Here is a 13,590-nt window from a genome sequence, read left to right on the forward strand (position 1 = left end):
CTTGCCATGTTAAGTAGAACTGCCTCGGATCTGTATTGGATGTCGCGTTACCTGGAGCGGGCGGAAAACCTCGCACGGATGCTCGACATCAGTTATTCGCTGTCGCTGATGCCGCAGGACGGACGCGGCGATGGTTTGCACGAACTGGCCATGCCGCTGCTCATCACCGGCACCCTCGACGATTACCTGGAGCGCCATGGCGCACTGCATGCTGAGCGTCTGCTGCACTTTTTCGCCCTCGATGCGGCCAACCCTGCGAGCATTTACAGCTGCCTCGGCGCGGCGCGGGCCAGTGCCCATGCGGTACGCGGACGCATCACGGCGGACATGTGGGAGAACATCAATTCGACGTGGCTGGAGATTCGCGGAATCGCCGAGCAGGGCCTCAGTCGCTATGGCATGAGCCGTTTCTGCGAATGGATCAAGGAGCGTTCGCACCTGTTCCGTGGTGCGTCTTACGGCACGATCATGCGTAACGATGCGTTTCGTTTCATTCGTCTCGGTACCTTTATCGAACGGGCGGACAACACGCTGCGGTTGCTCGATGCCCGCTATGAAATGGCTGGCGATCAGGCTGAAGCGGTCAGCGACGGTACGGCCCACGCCTATTACCAGTGGAGTGCCTTGCTGCGTGCCTTGTCGTCATTTGAGGCCTACACCGAAATCTACCGCGATGCGCCCGGCGCCCGGCATGTTGCCGAGTTGCTGCTGTTGCGTGCCGATGTACCGCGTTCGCTAAGGGCCTGTACCGAAGAGATTGATCAGATTCTTGCGCAACTGCCCGGTGCCAACGGTCGTCCCGCACAACGTCTGGCGGCAGAGATGGACGCGCGCCTGCGCTACACCGGCATCAACGAAATTCTCGAGGAAGGCCTGCACGCCTGGCTGACCGAATTCATCCCGCTGGTGCGCCAGTTGGGTAACGCCATTCACAGTTCCTACCTGGAGGCTGCATGAGACTTTCCATAAGCCACGAAACCACCTATCACTACGAGGATCAGGTGCGGGCGAGCATCCAGTATCTGCGGCTGACCCCCCACGACAGCGAGCGTCAGCATGTGCTGAGCTGGCAACTCGACCTGCCGCGCCCGGTGCGCGCGCAACTCGATCCGTTCGGCAATATCCTGCATGTGCTGACCATGGATGAACCGCACGAAGCGATCATCATCGGCGCGCGCGGGCAGGTCGATATCGACGAACTGCGCGAGGCCGAGCATGAGAGCCAGTCGGCGCTGCCGTTCCTGCGTTTTACCCGTTTGACCGAGGCGGATGAGGCCTTGCGTGCGTTCGCGGAAAAATCCTGCAAGCAGCGGCGCGATCGCACGGCGCTGATTGATTTGATGCACGGTTTGAATCAGCACATGACCTACACGCCGGGCTCCACCGAAGTTGATACCAGTGCGGCGCAAGCCTTCGCCGGGCGTGCGGGTGTTTGCCAGGATCATGCTCACGCATTTCTGGCTTGCGCACGCAGCCTCGGGATTCCATCGCGTTATGTGTCGGGCTATTTGTACAGTGAGGATTGCGAGCATCTGGCCAGTCACGCCTGGGCAGAAGCGTGGCTGGATGACGCCTGGTACAGCTTTGACGTGACCAACGAACTGGCGCGGCCGGAGCGGCACCTGAAGCTGGCGGTGGGCCTCGATTATCTTGACGCCTGCCCGGTACGCGGCATGCGCCGGGGCGGTGGATGTGAGCAGATGCATGCGAAGGTATTCGTCTCACCGACCCCAGTGATCTCCGTTCAGCAACAATAGATTCAGGATACCGCGATCGCTGGCAAGCCAGCTCCCACAGGATGACCGCTGATTCGAACTCTGCGCATACCCTGTGGGAGCTGGCTTGCCAGCGAAGAGGCCTGTAATAACACCCTAAGGCTTACGGTTTAACTTTGCGTCCGGCCATGTGCTTCAGATACCCGACCAACATTTCCAGATCCCCATCCGGCAACACATCCGCCGAAAACCCCGGCATCTTCGCCTGCGGCCACTGACGCAAACTCTGCGGATCACGAATGTAACGCTTGAGGAAGCCCGCGCCAAAATACTCGGTCGGGTTATACGGAATATTCAGATCCGGCCCGAACTGCGCATCTCCCGCGCCGTTCAATCGGTGACACGCCAGACAGTTTTTCTGAAACAGCGCAAAACCTCGGTTCACCGGGTCATTCGCCTTCAACGCAGGATCCGGCAGCAGGGCAGGGAAGCGCTCGGCCACCGGCGCCATGAGCTTGATGCTTGCGACTTCGAACGGCCATTGCTCCGGGCTGATATTGCCCGCCTGCGGATCCGTCCAGACCAGATAAAACGGCCCGGCGCTGCGTTTGCCTTCCGACAGCGCTGGCCACGGCTGTACCGGATCTTCGATAGCAAGCCAGGCCCGCGCGCCTTTTGTATTCAGCAGCGGTGCAGCGGTTAACTCGGCGGCGAATCCGTCCAGCGCCACTGCTTGCAGGTGATCTTGCGGTTTGACTCCGATCAGCATCGCAGCCACAGGCACGGCGCGATAGGTCATGTCCTTTTTGTAGGACACATCGTTTTTGATCGTGAGGGTTTGCACTTGAGGATGCTTGAGCAGTTCTTCGGTCTGCCAGGTGCGGCTGTTTGCGCCCAGTTGCAGATCCAACTGTGCGGCAGACAAGGGCATGCTCAGCAGCATGGCCCCGAACACAATGAGCGCTTTCAAATGATCGCCGTCCATGTCGTGGGAGTGCGCAAAGGTTGGCACAGCCACGCTGGCCCGGATAGCGGGCCAGTCATATTTTCAGTGGCGATAAACAGCACCTGCCGCTCGATTCAGCCGATGACCTTGGTCAGATTCGGCAAAATCAACAACAGCGTCGTGGCGAAAAGAATGAGCCCTGCTTGACGAACTTTCGGTTGTTTGAACATGGCTTGACCGCCTTTATTGTTATTTCCTGATGCTTGCCTGCATATCCATGACGGCAAGCGCTGCACTTCCTGTTGAAGAACGTCGGTCTCGGCAAAACCCGACGACCCTGACGTACATGTACTACCTTAGGGCCCGCGTCACGCTTGGCTTAGATCCATTTCATATGGAAAGCTTGGAAATTGCGATTAAAAAGGCATGAGGCGTATTGCCAGCTTCTTTGCCGCCCGCTGGCTAGACAACTCGCCGACCTGAACCGGTTCACCCAGTCTTCTGTGACCGTCCGTCTGAGCGTGTGCGTCAAGCGCATTGAGCGCTGTGGTCATTGAATCCGCGACCGCTCGGGTCAAGAGTGAAGGCACAAGAAACCACTCCCCGCACAGGTTCGAGGACGTCATGACCCAAGCTTTTATTTTCGATGCGTTACGCACGCCCCGCGGCAAAGGCAAGGCCGATGGTGCCTTGCACAGCGTCAAACCGGTGAATCTGGTCGCCGGTTTGCTGGCCGCGCTGCAATCACGCACTGCGCTGGACACCAGCCAGGTCGACGACCTGGTGCTCGGCTGCGTGACGCCGATTGGCGATCAAGGCTCGGACATCGCCAAAACCGCCGTGCAAGTGGCCGATTGGGACGTCAGCGTCGCGGGTGTGCAGATAAACCGTTTCTGCGCCTCGGGGCTCGAAGCGGTCAATCTCGGCGCGATGAAAGTGCGCTCCGGGTTTGAAGATCTGGTGGTGGTCGGCGGCGTCGAGTCGATGTCGCGGGTACCGATGGGCAGCGATGGCGGCGCCTGGGCGCTGGATCCGCAAACCAACCTGCACAGCCACTTCACCCCGCAGGGCGTTGGTGCGGACCTGATCGCCACGCTCGAAGGCTTCAGTCGCGAGGACGTCGATGCCTACGCCCTGTATTCGCAACAGAAAGCGGCACGGGCGCGCGCCGATGGCTCGTTCAACAAATCGCTGGTGCCGGTGCAGGACCAGAACGGCATTATCCTGCTCGATCACGATGAGTTCATTCGCGCCGAGTCGACCCTTGAGGGCTTGGGCAAGCTCAAACCGAGTTTCGAAATGATCGGGCAGATGGGCTTCGACGCGACCGCACTGCGGGTGTACAGCCATGTCGAGCGAATCAATCACGTGCACACACCGGGTAACAGTTCCGGGATCGTCGATGGTGCGGCGCTGATGTTGATCGGCTCCGAAGCCAAAGGTCGGGCGCTGGGCCTGCAACCTCGGGCGCGAATTGTCGCCACGGCGGTCACCAGTACCGATCCGACCATCATGCTCACCGGTCCCGCGCCTGCAACGCGCAAGGCATTGGCCAAGGCTGGCCTGCGCGTGGAAGACATCGACCTGTTCGAAGTCAACGAAGCGTTTGCTTCGGTGGTGCTGAAGTTCATCAAGGACATGGCGGTCGACCCCGACAAGGTCAATGTCAACGGCGGTTCCATTGCCATGGGCCACCCGTTGGGCGCTACGGGGTGCGCGATCCTCGGCACCTTGCTTGATGAGCTGGAAGCGCGGCACCTGCGCTATGGCCTGGCGACGCTGTGCGTAGGCGGCGGCATGGGCATTGCCACCATCATCGAACGCCTCTGAGCCCCGAATTCAAGGAACCTTGTTATGAGCGAAGCCATTCGTTACGAAAAAGGCCAGGACGCTATTGTCGTCCTCACCATCGACATGCCGGGCCAGAGCGCCAACACCATGAACGCCGTGTACCGCGAGGCCATGGCCACTTGCGTCGCCCGGTTAGTGGCAGATAAAGACAACATCGCCGGAGTCATCATCACGTCGGCGAAGAAAACCTTCTTTGCCGGCGGCGACCTCAATGAACTGATCAAGGTCGGCAAGCCGCAAGCCAAAGCCTTCTATGACATGGTGCTGACCCTAAAGGGGCAATTGCGCACTCTGGAAACCCTCGGCAAACCGGTGGTCGCGGCGATCAACGGCGCAGCACTGGGCGGCGGGTGGGAAATCTGCCTCGCCTGTCATCACCGCGTGGCTTTGGATGATGCAGCGGTGCAACTCGGTCTGCCGGAAGTGACCCTCGGCCTGTTGCCGGGCGGCGGTGGAGTGGTGCGCATGGTGCGCATGCTCGGCATTGAGAAAGCGCTGCCGTATCTGCTTGAAGGTAAAAAGGTACGTCCGCAACAGGCGTTGCAGGCAGGTTTGATCGATGAACTGGCGACGGATCGCGACGATCTGCTGGCCAAGGCCCGTGCATGGATCGTTGCCAATCCGGCAGCGGTGCAGCGTTGGGATGTGAAGGGTTATCAGATTCCGGGCGGCACGCCGTCGAATCCGAAAGTCGCGCAGATGCTGGCGATTGCGCCGTCTATTCTGCGCGCTAAAACCCAAGGCACACTGCCGGCACCGGAGAAAATTCTGTGTGCGGCGGTTGAAGGTGCTCAAGTCGATTTCGACACCGCGCACCTGATCGAAACCCGCTACTTCACCGAACTGACCACCGGGCAGGTCTCGAAAAACCTGATCGGCACGTTCTGGTTTCAGCTCAATGAAATCAATGCCGGTGGCTCGCGGCCACAGGGTATTGCGCCTTACAGGACGCAGAAAGTCGGCGTGCTCGGCGCCGGCATGATGGGCGCCGGGATCGCTTTTGTCAGCGCTTCGGCCGGTATCGAAGTGGTGCTCAAAGACATCAATCTGGCGGCTGCCGAGAAGGGCAAGGCGCACTCGGCGGCGTTGCTGGACAAGAAAGTTGCCCGTGGGCAGATGGATGCATCGCAACGTGAGGCTGTGCTGGCACGGATTCATAGCACTGAAAGTGATGCGGATCTGGCGGGTTGCGATCTGATCATCGAAGCTGTATTTGAAGACCGCGACCTCAAGGCCAAAGTCTCTTCTGCAGCCCAACGCGTGGTGGGTGCCGAAGCCGTGATCGCTTCGAATACGTCAACACTGCCAATCACGGGACTGGCCACGGCTGTGCCTGATCCGGGCAAATTTATCGGCCTGCATTTCTTCAGCCCGGTGGAAAAAATGCCGCTGGTGGAAATCATCAAAGGTGCGCACACCAGCGATGAAACCCTCGCTCGTGGTTTTGATTTCGTTCTGCAAATCAAGAAAACCCCGATTGTGGTCAATGACAGTCGCGGCTTCTTTACCTCGCGCGTCTTCGGTACTTTCACCAACGAAGGTATCGCCATGCTCGGCGAAGGCGTGAGCGCACCGATGATCGAGACCGAAGCGCGCAAGGCCGGGATGCCGGTCGGGCCTCTGGCGATCTCTGACGAAGTTTCTCTCAGCCTGATGAGCCATATCCGTCAGCAAACCGCCAAGGACCTACAAGCGGAAGGGAAACCGCTGATTGAGCACCTGGCCTTCGCTGTGATTGACTTGCTGCTCAACGAATACAAGCGCCCGGGCAAAGCGGCAGGTGGCGGTTTCTACGATTATCCGGCGGGTGGTCAGAAGCATTTGTGGCCACAACTGAAGGCACGTTTCGAGAAGGCCGACGGGCAAATCTCGCCGAAGGATGTGCGTGATCGACTGCTGTTCGTGCAAGCCATTGAAACTGTGCGTTGCGTGGAGGAGGGCGTGTTGACGTCCACAGCGGATGCCAACGTTGGCTCGATCTTCGGCATTGGGTTTGCCGCGTGGACCGGTGGTGCGCTGCAATTCATCAATCAGTATGGGGTAAATGATTTCGTCGCCCGGGCGCAGTATCTGGCTGAACAATATGGCGAGCGCTTCACACCGCCAGCGCTGCTGCTGGATAAAGCCGCGAAAGGTGAAATGTTCTAAGGGGAGCGAGCACTTCGGGGCTTGCCTTGCCAGGGTGTTTCGAGGCAGGCTCTGGGTGTTCATTATTCCCATCACGTGTCAGGTATTTTTTATGTCGTTACGCATCTGCATTCTGGAAACCGACATTCTGCGTCCGGAACTGGTCGATCAGTATCAGGGTTACGGGCAGATGTTTCAGCGCCTGTTTTCGCAGCAGCCGATCGCCGCCGACTTCACCGTCTACAACGTGATGCAGGGGGAATACCCGAGCGACGACCAGACGTTTGACGCGTACCTGGTCACCGGCAGCAAGGCCGATTCGTTCGGCACCGACCCGTGGATTCAAACCCTCAAGGAATACCTGCTGACGCGTTACGAGCGTGGCGACAAGCTTCTTGGCGTGTGCTTCGGCCATCAACTGCTGGCGCTGTTGCTCGGTGGCAAGAGCGAACGCGCCACGCAAGGCTGGGGCGTCGGCACTCATAACTACAAACTGGCGGCCAAGGCACCGTGGATGAGCCCGGTGCGTGAAGAACTGACGCTGCTGATCAGCCATCAGGATCAGGTCACCGCGCTGCCGGAAAACGCCACGGTCATTGCATCCAGCGATTTCTGCCCGTTCGCGGCGTACCACATCAACGATCAGGTGTTGTGCTTCCAAGGCCACCCGGAGTTCATCCACGATTATTCGCGGGCGCTACTGGATTTGCGTCAGGAAGCGTTGGGTTCGCAGATTTACAGCAAAGGCGTGGCGAGTCTGGAGCAGGAGCACCATGGCGCTACGGTAGCGGAATGGATGATGCGCTTTGTGGCGCATAAGCCAGAAACTGTTCAAGGCTAAAAAGATTCGCGAGCAGGCTCGCTCCCACATAGATCTTCGATTCAACAAAGATCATGTGGGAGCGAGCCCTCGCGAATAGTCCAGTCAACCCGGTCTGACTTACAACCACCCCGACTTCTTGAAACTCGCCCACAAACTCACACACCCCACCGTAATAAACCCCAGCACACCAAAATAGCCGTAGTGCCAGCTCAGTTCCGGCATGTTCTGGAAGTTCATCCCGTAAATCCCCGCCACCGCCGTCGGGAACGCCAGAATCGCCGCCCACGCAGCGAATTTGCGCTGCACCACGCTTTGCCGTGAGGCCTCAAGGAGCACACCAATCTCAATGGTTTGGCTGGCAATGTCGGCCAGCGTGCTCAGGTCTTCCATCTGCCGTGTGACGTGGATCTGCACATCACGGAAGTACGGGCGCATATTCTTGTCGATAAACGGGAAACTCAGCTTCTGCAATTCCTCGCCAATTTCCACCATCGGCGCCGCGTATCGGCGCAGGCGCACGACATCGCGGCGCAAGCCATGCAGCTTCTGAATGTCACGCTCGTTCAACGCGCTACACAATACGTTGCGTTCCAGTTCATCGATTTCGGCATGAATGGCTTCGCCCACCGGTTGGTAGTTCTCGATGACGAAATCGAGCAGCGCATACAGTACGAAATCTTCGCCATGCTCCAGCAGCAGCGGGCGCGCCTCGCAGCGTTGGCGGACATGCGCGTAGGACGCCGAGTGACCGTTACGCGCCGTGATGATGTAGCCCTTGCCCGCAAAGATATGCGTTTCGATGAACTGCAGAACGCCGTTTTCACGGATGGGCGAATAGGTGACGATAAACAAAGCGTCGCCAAAGGTTTCCAGCTTCGGTCGGCTGTGTTTTTCCAGGGCATCTTCAATGGCCAGTTCGTGCAGGTTGAACTGACGTTGCAGATTGGAAAGCTCCTGAGCGTCCGGCTCTTCCAGACCGATCCAGACAAAGTGACCGGTTTTCGCGGCCCAGGCAGCGCCTTCGTCGAGGGTAATATTGGTGACTTTCTTGCCTGCGCTGTACACCGCAGCAGCAACAACTCGACCCATGGTGGTGATTCACTTCTTCTTGACAGGTGGCAGGGAATACAAGGCATCAGCTTAGCCGTGTCGCTGCTTCAGAGTCAGTGAAATCTGTACAGTTCCGGGCAAAAGAAAACCCGCACAGGGCGGGTTTCGATTTCAGGCGGCTTGCAGTTGTCGATCCATCGATTCGATGCATTCGCGCATCTGCTCGCGGCATTGATTGATGAGCATGGGCATGTCGTCCATGGTCAATCCGGCTGTAGGAATCGCCGGCAGCGAGCGTATGAGGATTTTTCCACTGCGCCAGCGATTCAGGCGCATGTGCTTGATGTAACTGCTCACGCAAACCGGAACGATTGGTACGCCGGCGGCAATTGCCATCTGGAACGCCCCTTTCTTGAAGGGCAGCAATTCTTCGCCGAGGTTGCGCGTGCCTTCCGGGAACACCCAGATTGAGGTGTCTTCGTTCTGCAGGGTGTTGGTGGTGGTCAGCATCGACTGGCGCGCCTTGTGCGCATTGCCGCGATCGATCAACACATTGCCGGCGAGCCAGAACAGCTGTCCGAACAGCGGCACCCACTTCAGGCTCTTCTTGCCGATACACACAGTACGACGGGGCACGACGTTGCCGAACACGAACAGATCGTAGTTGGACTGATGGTTGGCGATGATCACGCAGCTGTCAGGCTTGTTCATCAGGCCGCTGACGTCCGTTTTCACTCGCAGGCGCAAAATGCACATGGCTGGCAATGCGTAGAGGCGGGCGCACAGACGGCTGTTGTCCGGATTGAACGGGCGGCAGATCCCGAGGATCACCCCGAGTATGCCTGCCAGAATAAAGTGCAGGCCCATCAATAACATACGAAACACGAACAGCATTTTCAGGCCCCACCGGGACAAAAGGTGGCGCAGTGTACGGATGTGCACTGTTTTGGGCAATTGCCGCTATAGAGTGCGGAGATAGCCGATGTTTAAGCGCATGTTTCAGAGGGGCTTGTCAGACCCGTCCTAGAGCCGCCATGGCATTTTCAACCGAACGTGCAAGAAAAAGCCCGACACGCTGGTCGGGCTTTTCTTTATTACATGTGTCCGGGGTTAACCGAGATGTTCCTGATCCTGGATGATCGCGTTATCCAGAGTTTCGAGCAGCGCCTTGCGCACTTTCAACTTGGTGTTTTTGTGCGCGAGCATGTTGATCTTCTTCAACTGACGCGCAGCGGCGAGGGCGGCACCTTGCAACTCCTCGGCGGAAACAACTTTGTCGAGGAAACCGGCATCCACCGCACTTTGCGGATCGAACATCTCGCCGTTGATCACCGAGCGGTGGAACGCGGAACGACGCAGACGATCACGCGCCAGCTCGATACCCGCGTGATGCATGGTCATGCCGATCTGTACTTCGTTCAGACCGATGCTGAACGGGCCGTCGACACCGATACGGTAGTCGGCAGACAACAGAATGAAAGCGCCTTTCGCCACAGCATGACCCGGGCAAGCGACGATGACCGGGAAGGGGTGAGAGAGCAGGCGACGCGCCAACGTCGAACCCGCAGTTACCAGCGCCACTGCCTCTTTAGGGCCGGCGGTCATCACTTTCAGATCGTAGCCACCAGACAGAATCCCTGGCTGGCCGGTAATGATCACGATGGCACGATCAGTCACTGCCTGATCCAGCGCCGCGTTGAATGCCGCAATCACGTCCGGAGAAATGGCATTGACCTTGCCATTGCTCAAGGTCAGGGTCGCGATACCGTCTTCGAGGTGGTAGGAAATCAACTCACTCATGACGCTATTCCTTGTAAGAAAGATGCGCAGACGTTACCCACCGCCGCAGGCCAGGTAAAGCGCCGTGACTGACCCGCCAGTCACCGTTTCCTGGCGCAGCCAGCGTGGAGAGGCATTCTGCTTCTATATAGAAGGGTCACCTCCACCGAAGATTGGCAGGTTTGCCATGGCCCGACAGGCAGCGAAATGACTTTTTCTCTTAACCGCATGAAAATTCTGAAAAAAAGTTTGCCATCGCAAAAGCTTTCGACTACATTAGCGCGCCTCGACAGACAGAACATGTTTGAAGAGATACGGTGAAGTGTCCGAGTGGCTTAAGGAGCACGCCTGGAAAGTGTGTATACAGGAAACTGTATCGAGAGTTCGAATCTCTCCTTCACCGCCACATTCAGTACGCAAAACCCCTGATTTCGAAAGAAGTCAGGGGTTTTGTGCATTCTGACGTCTGGATTTTATGAGCGGCGAGTTGAGCTCAGTGTTGAGCGATTACAATCGCCGGCTTATTTATTAGTAAAGGGACGCCATTCCATGATCATTTCCACCACGCACGCCATTGAAGGTCGGCAGATTACCGCATACCTGGACATCGTCAGTGCCGAGTCGGTGCAGGGCGTTAATGTGATCCGTGACATGTTTGCCGGTATGCGCGATTTTTTCGGCGGGCGTTCGCAGACGCTGGAACGGGCTTTGAAGGAGGCGCGTATTCAGGCGACCGAAGAAATACGGGAGCGTGCGCGTGCTCTGCAGGCTGATGCGGTGGTCGGGGTGGATTTCGAGATCAGCATGCCTGGCGGCAAGGGCGGGATGGTTGTGGTGTTTGCGACGGGTACAGCGGTGAAGTTGCGCTGAATTTGTTTGACGGGTGTGTGAGCCCATTCAGAGGTTGAATGGGCTCGATCTTTCTGTGTAATCAGCCTTGTGGCTTGAGGATCACAGTGCCTCTTTCGTCATAGGTCAGTGGTGTATCTATGGCGACCAGAGGGGGTGTATCAGAAGGTAGGTTGGGTTCGACTGGCTTGCTGGGATGGTAAATGACCCCGGGTTGCAGAACCGGTGTATCCGGACCTGGATGCTTGATGGTGATTTCACCGGAAGCGATCTTTTCCTTGAGTTTTTCAGCGCCAGCCTTGCCGGCTGCGATCTGTTCGTCGGTGAGTTTTACGACAGGCATATTGGGAAATCCGTTGATTTGCATGTTCTCTCCTTGAGATTCATTTGTATCAAAAAGGGCAACGGCCGGTGCTCAGGATTCTTTAGCAAAGCGTGACCAACGGTTCATCGTTGTGTTTGAGTTTTGTAGGCCGCTCGTCGGGCGTCGGCTGATCTGAATAACAAGTCCAGGAATGACCAACTAGTCTTAAAAGCCTTGGAGGTCGATATTTTTTCAGGCAAAAGGGTTTTTGCCGGTGTTGACCTGTTGCGAAGGGGCGATGGTATGACTGATCCGTATATCGAAGACGATGGTGCTGAATTTTCCTTCAATAACTGCGTACGGTGCGGCCAGACCGAGTATCAGGCAGGCTTTGGCGAGGATCCGGTGCAGACTGGCAAGATCAAATCAACCGCACCTAAAGGGCCCAAGGCAAAATTTTTGCCCAAAGTCACCGCTCGAGCCAGAAAGTAGTCTTTCTCTAGATAACCCCGTCATTGAGCGGGGTTTTTTATATCTGAATGTGTGAAGAAATTTCTTACAGGCGATAGCGGATAATTCGCTGGGCTTTCACAAACTTTTCACGTCTGCCGCAGTAGGGTGAAGCCATCCGTTAGAAAGCAAGTCTCCAGCCCGTCTCCCCAGCGGGCTTTTTTTTGCCTGTCATAAAACCTTTTCCAGAATCACTGTCCAATCGGCGCCGAGTGCGCGAAGCCTCTGATTTCGTCTGGACTTTTGAGCGGCGACGGCATTAAATCCCGGCCCTTTTTGTCTTCCCAATTTCTTGAGGTTTTCGTCATGCGTTTAACACTGCCCGCTCTGGTTCTGGGACTTCTGGTTGCTCAAGGTGCAATGGCTGCGGGTGATGGCACCGCGGCGCTGGGCGGTGGTCTGGGTGGCGCACTGGGTAATGTCGTCGGTCAGAAAATGGGCGGCAGCACTGGCGCGGCAATTGGTGCCGGCGTAGCAGGCGCGGCGGGCAGCGCTATGGCGGCGCGCAAGGGTAGCCGGACCAAAGCGGCCATTGGCGGCGGTGTCGGTGCAGCCGGTGGTTCGGTGATCGGCAACAGCCTGGGCGGCAGAACAGGCGCCACGATTGGTGCAGGCTTGGGCGGTGCGGCTGGCGGCGCAGTGGGCAGCAACTTGTCCAAAGGTCACAAGCGTCACTGAGACTGATCCTTTGTCAGAAAAAGCCCGGCTTGATGTCGGGCTTTTTCATGGCTGAACGTTTTCCCCGTTGGTGTCTCCAATCTCACATAGGCCCATGTTTGGGCGAGCTGTCCCGCTTCGGGAACTGTGAGGTTCATATGCGCTTGTCATTATCTGCACTGTTTTTCGGTTTGCTGGTAGCACAAGGGGCGATGGCCGCCGGTGATGGCACCGCCGCTGTGGGTGGCGGACTGGGCGGCGCGCTCGGCAATGTGGTCGGTGGACAACTCGGTGGCAGTACTGGCGCGGCGGTAGGCGCGGGTGTTGGTGGCGCGGCCGGCAGTGCCGTTGGGGCGAATAAACGCAATCGAACCGAAGCTGCCATTGGCGGTGGTCTCGGCGCGGCGGGTGGCTCGGTCGTCGGCAACCGCCTCGGCGGCTCGACCGGTTCGACCATTGGCGCAGGGTTGGGCGGCGCGGCCGGCGGTGCGGTCGGCAATAATCTGGGTGACGATGGTGGCTCTCATTCGGGTGGTGGCCACAAGCACAAGAACAAACATAAAAACCGCCATCATTGATGGTGGGTTAAACGGAAACCCGGCATTTCGCCGGGTTTTTTGTATTTGCTCGTCGGACTTCGGAACGATTGGCTGTAAGGCTTTTCGAACGTCATACACTCCCTGAAATGACGAGGTTGGCATGACTCCCGAAACTGAAGGCAAGGAAGAGAAAGGCTCGAGTGGACTGCCGTTTATCAACGATCCGGGGAATGAGGATCCGGGGTCGCTGATGGATGATGCGACAGTGCCGTTGAATGATTCGGATGAGGCGGATATGGAGTATGAAGAGGATGAGGATGAGCAATAAGTTGTCTTGAGATTCGAGCGTGGCAGGGCACGGAATTTAAATACCCGGGGCCTGTACTTCAGGCCCTTTGATTCGGATCGGTTTTCTCGCGAGGTCAAGGATAAAACAGTCG

General features: G+C 57.6%; 15 protein-coding genes and 1 tRNA gene. 11 read left to right on the forward strand and 5 right to left on the reverse strand.

From position 1 onward, the window contains the following. Positions 1–6: 6 nt before the first annotated feature. Both ACZ0A4_RS04020 and ACZ0A4_RS04025 read left to right on the forward strand, forming a co-directional pair. A complete protein-coding gene (locus ACZ0A4_RS04020) occupies positions 7–957 on the forward strand; it encodes an alpha-E domain-containing protein (protein WP_016982907.1) in 951 nt (316 codons plus the stop codon). After that, positions 954–1,757 carry a transglutaminase family protein gene (locus tag ACZ0A4_RS04025; RefSeq protein ID WP_463573158.1) on the forward strand — a complete coding sequence of 268 codons (804 nt, stop codon included), beginning with the start codon at positions 954–956 and terminating at the stop codon, positions 1,755–1,757. The genes ACZ0A4_RS04020 and ACZ0A4_RS04025 overlap by 4 nt, the downstream gene beginning before the upstream one ends. Positions 1,758–1,878: 121 nt before the next feature. On the opposite strand, the gene ACZ0A4_RS04030 is transcribed toward ACZ0A4_RS04025, so the two are convergent. Beyond that, the gene (locus ACZ0A4_RS04030) at positions 1,879–2,700 is read right to left on the reverse strand and encodes a c-type cytochrome (RefSeq protein ID WP_463577485.1); all 822 of its coding nucleotides are present in this window, start codon (positions 2,698–2,700) and stop codon (positions 1,879–1,881) included. A 585-nt stretch (positions 2,701–3,285) separates the two neighbouring features. On the opposite strand from ACZ0A4_RS04030, the gene ACZ0A4_RS04035 reads away from it, so the two are divergent. From ACZ0A4_RS04035 to ACZ0A4_RS04045, 3 genes are all read left to right on the forward strand, one after another. Next, a complete protein-coding gene (locus ACZ0A4_RS04035) occupies positions 3,286–4,491 on the forward strand; it encodes an acetyl-CoA C-acetyltransferase (protein WP_463573159.1) in 1,206 nt (401 codons plus the stop codon). A 24-nt stretch (positions 4,492–4,515) separates the two neighbouring features. Next, positions 4,516–6,660 carry a 3-hydroxyacyl-CoA dehydrogenase NAD-binding domain-containing protein gene (locus tag ACZ0A4_RS04040; protein WP_463573160.1) on the forward strand — a complete coding sequence of 715 codons (2,145 nt, stop codon included), beginning with the start codon at positions 4,516–4,518 and terminating at the stop codon, positions 6,658–6,660. Between the two features lie 91 nt (positions 6,661–6,751). Then, a complete protein-coding gene (locus tag ACZ0A4_RS04045) occupies positions 6,752–7,480 on the forward strand; it encodes an amidotransferase (protein WP_463573161.1) in 729 nt (242 codons plus the stop codon). A 99-nt stretch (positions 7,481–7,579) separates the two neighbouring features. Here ACZ0A4_RS04045 and ACZ0A4_RS04050 read toward each other — a convergent pair whose 3' ends face one another. The 3 genes from ACZ0A4_RS04050 to ACZ0A4_RS04060 all read right to left on the reverse strand — a co-directional run bounded on the left by ACZ0A4_RS04050 (position 7,580) and on the right by ACZ0A4_RS04060 (position 10,312). Further along, positions 7,580–8,551: a magnesium and cobalt transport protein CorA gene (locus tag ACZ0A4_RS04050; protein WP_141129874.1), complete on the reverse strand. Its 972-nt coding sequence runs from the start codon at positions 8,549–8,551 to the stop codon at positions 7,580–7,582. 132 nt (positions 8,552–8,683) lie between these two features. Continuing rightward, a complete protein-coding gene (locus ACZ0A4_RS04055; RefSeq protein WP_463573163.1) occupies positions 8,684–9,406 on the reverse strand; it encodes a lysophospholipid acyltransferase family protein in 723 nt (240 codons plus the stop codon). 216 nt (positions 9,407–9,622) lie between these two features. After that, on the reverse strand, positions 9,623–10,312 hold the full coding sequence (locus tag ACZ0A4_RS04060; protein ID WP_016985527.1) for a crotonase/enoyl-CoA hydratase family protein: 690 nt from the start codon (positions 10,310–10,312) through the stop codon (positions 9,623–9,625). 295 nt (positions 10,313–10,607) lie between these two features. Between ACZ0A4_RS04060 and ACZ0A4_RS04065 the strand changes: the two genes are divergently transcribed. Together ACZ0A4_RS04065 and ACZ0A4_RS04070 are read left to right on the forward strand one after the other, a co-directional pair. Continuing rightward, positions 10,608–10,697 (forward strand) — tRNA-Ser (locus ACZ0A4_RS04065). A gap of 143 nt (positions 10,698–10,840) precedes the next feature. Continuing rightward, complete coding sequence (locus tag ACZ0A4_RS04070; protein ID WP_016985528.1) at positions 10,841–11,161, forward strand: YbjQ family protein; 321 nt, start codon at positions 10,841–10,843, stop codon at positions 11,159–11,161. Positions 11,162–11,222: 61 nt separating this feature from the next. On the opposite strand, the gene ACZ0A4_RS04075 is transcribed toward ACZ0A4_RS04070, so the two are convergent. Further along, positions 11,223–11,507, reverse strand: a complete 285-nt coding sequence (locus tag ACZ0A4_RS04075) for a hypothetical protein (protein WP_463573165.1) — start codon at positions 11,505–11,507, stop codon at positions 11,223–11,225. A gap of 240 nt (positions 11,508–11,747) precedes the next feature. On the opposite strand from ACZ0A4_RS04075, the gene ACZ0A4_RS04080 reads away from it, so the two are divergent. From ACZ0A4_RS04080 to ACZ0A4_RS04095, 4 genes are all read left to right on the forward strand, one after another. Beyond that, positions 11,748–11,936, forward strand: coding sequence for a hypothetical protein (locus ACZ0A4_RS04080; RefSeq protein WP_122594862.1), 189 nt, complete (start codon positions 11,748–11,750; stop codon positions 11,934–11,936). 324 nt (positions 11,937–12,260) lie between these two features. After that, the gene (locus tag ACZ0A4_RS04085; RefSeq protein WP_016983669.1) at positions 12,261–12,632 is read left to right on the forward strand and encodes a glycine zipper domain-containing protein; all 372 of its coding nucleotides are present in this window, start codon (positions 12,261–12,263) and stop codon (positions 12,630–12,632) included. A 137-nt stretch (positions 12,633–12,769) separates the two neighbouring features. Further along, positions 12,770–13,189: a YMGG-like glycine zipper-containing protein gene (locus ACZ0A4_RS04090; RefSeq protein ID WP_463573166.1), complete on the forward strand. Its 420-nt coding sequence runs from the start codon at positions 12,770–12,772 to the stop codon at positions 13,187–13,189. Between the two features lie 121 nt (positions 13,190–13,310). Next, positions 13,311–13,478, forward strand: a complete 168-nt coding sequence (locus ACZ0A4_RS04095) for a hypothetical protein (protein ID WP_007914082.1) — start codon at positions 13,311–13,313, stop codon at positions 13,476–13,478. Positions 13,479–13,590: the final 112 nt, after the last annotated feature.

The sequence above is a fragment of the Pseudomonas sp. AC172 genome, assembly GCF_979258595.1.

What these genes read in the sequence shown, in the direction of transcription:
- ACZ0A4_RS04020 (WP_016982907.1), top strand. Translation starts at nt 7, where the DNA reads ATGTTAAGTAGAACTGCCTCGGATCTGTATTGGATGTCGCGTTACCTG.
- ACZ0A4_RS04025 (WP_463573158.1), top strand. Translation starts at nt 954, where the DNA reads ATGAGACTTTCCATAAGCCACGAAACCACCTATCACTACGAGGATCAG.
- ACZ0A4_RS04030 (WP_463577485.1), bottom strand. Translation starts at nt 2,700, where the DNA reads ATGGACGGCGATCATTTGAAAGCGCTCATTGTGTTCGGGGCCATGCTG.
- ACZ0A4_RS04035 (WP_463573159.1), top strand. Translation starts at nt 3,286, where the DNA reads ATGACCCAAGCTTTTATTTTCGATGCGTTACGCACGCCCCGCGGCAAA.
- ACZ0A4_RS04040 (WP_463573160.1), top strand. Translation starts at nt 4,516, where the DNA reads ATGAGCGAAGCCATTCGTTACGAAAAAGGCCAGGACGCTATTGTCGTC.
- ACZ0A4_RS04045 (WP_463573161.1), top strand. Translation starts at nt 6,752, where the DNA reads ATGTCGTTACGCATCTGCATTCTGGAAACCGACATTCTGCGTCCGGAA.
- ACZ0A4_RS04050 (WP_141129874.1), bottom strand. Translation starts at nt 8,551, where the DNA reads ATGGGTCGAGTTGTTGCTGCTGCGGTGTACAGCGCAGGCAAGAAAGTC.
- ACZ0A4_RS04055 (WP_463573163.1), bottom strand. Translation starts at nt 9,406, where the DNA reads ATGCTGTTCGTGTTTCGTATGTTATTGATGGGCCTGCACTTTATTCTG.
- ACZ0A4_RS04060 (WP_016985527.1), bottom strand. Translation starts at nt 10,312, where the DNA reads ATGAGTGAGTTGATTTCCTACCACCTCGAAGACGGTATCGCGACCCTG.
- ACZ0A4_RS04070 (WP_016985528.1), top strand. Translation starts at nt 10,841, where the DNA reads ATGATCATTTCCACCACGCACGCCATTGAAGGTCGGCAGATTACCGCA.
- ACZ0A4_RS04075 (WP_463573165.1), bottom strand. Translation starts at nt 11,507, where the DNA reads ATGCAAATCAACGGATTTCCCAATATGCCTGTCGTAAAACTCACCGAC.
- ACZ0A4_RS04080 (WP_122594862.1), top strand. Translation starts at nt 11,748, where the DNA reads ATGACTGATCCGTATATCGAAGACGATGGTGCTGAATTTTCCTTCAAT.
- ACZ0A4_RS04085 (WP_016983669.1), top strand. Translation starts at nt 12,261, where the DNA reads ATGCGTTTAACACTGCCCGCTCTGGTTCTGGGACTTCTGGTTGCTCAA.
- ACZ0A4_RS04090 (WP_463573166.1), top strand. Translation starts at nt 12,770, where the DNA reads ATGCGCTTGTCATTATCTGCACTGTTTTTCGGTTTGCTGGTAGCACAA.
- ACZ0A4_RS04095 (WP_007914082.1), top strand. Translation starts at nt 13,311, where the DNA reads ATGACTCCCGAAACTGAAGGCAAGGAAGAGAAAGGCTCGAGTGGACTG.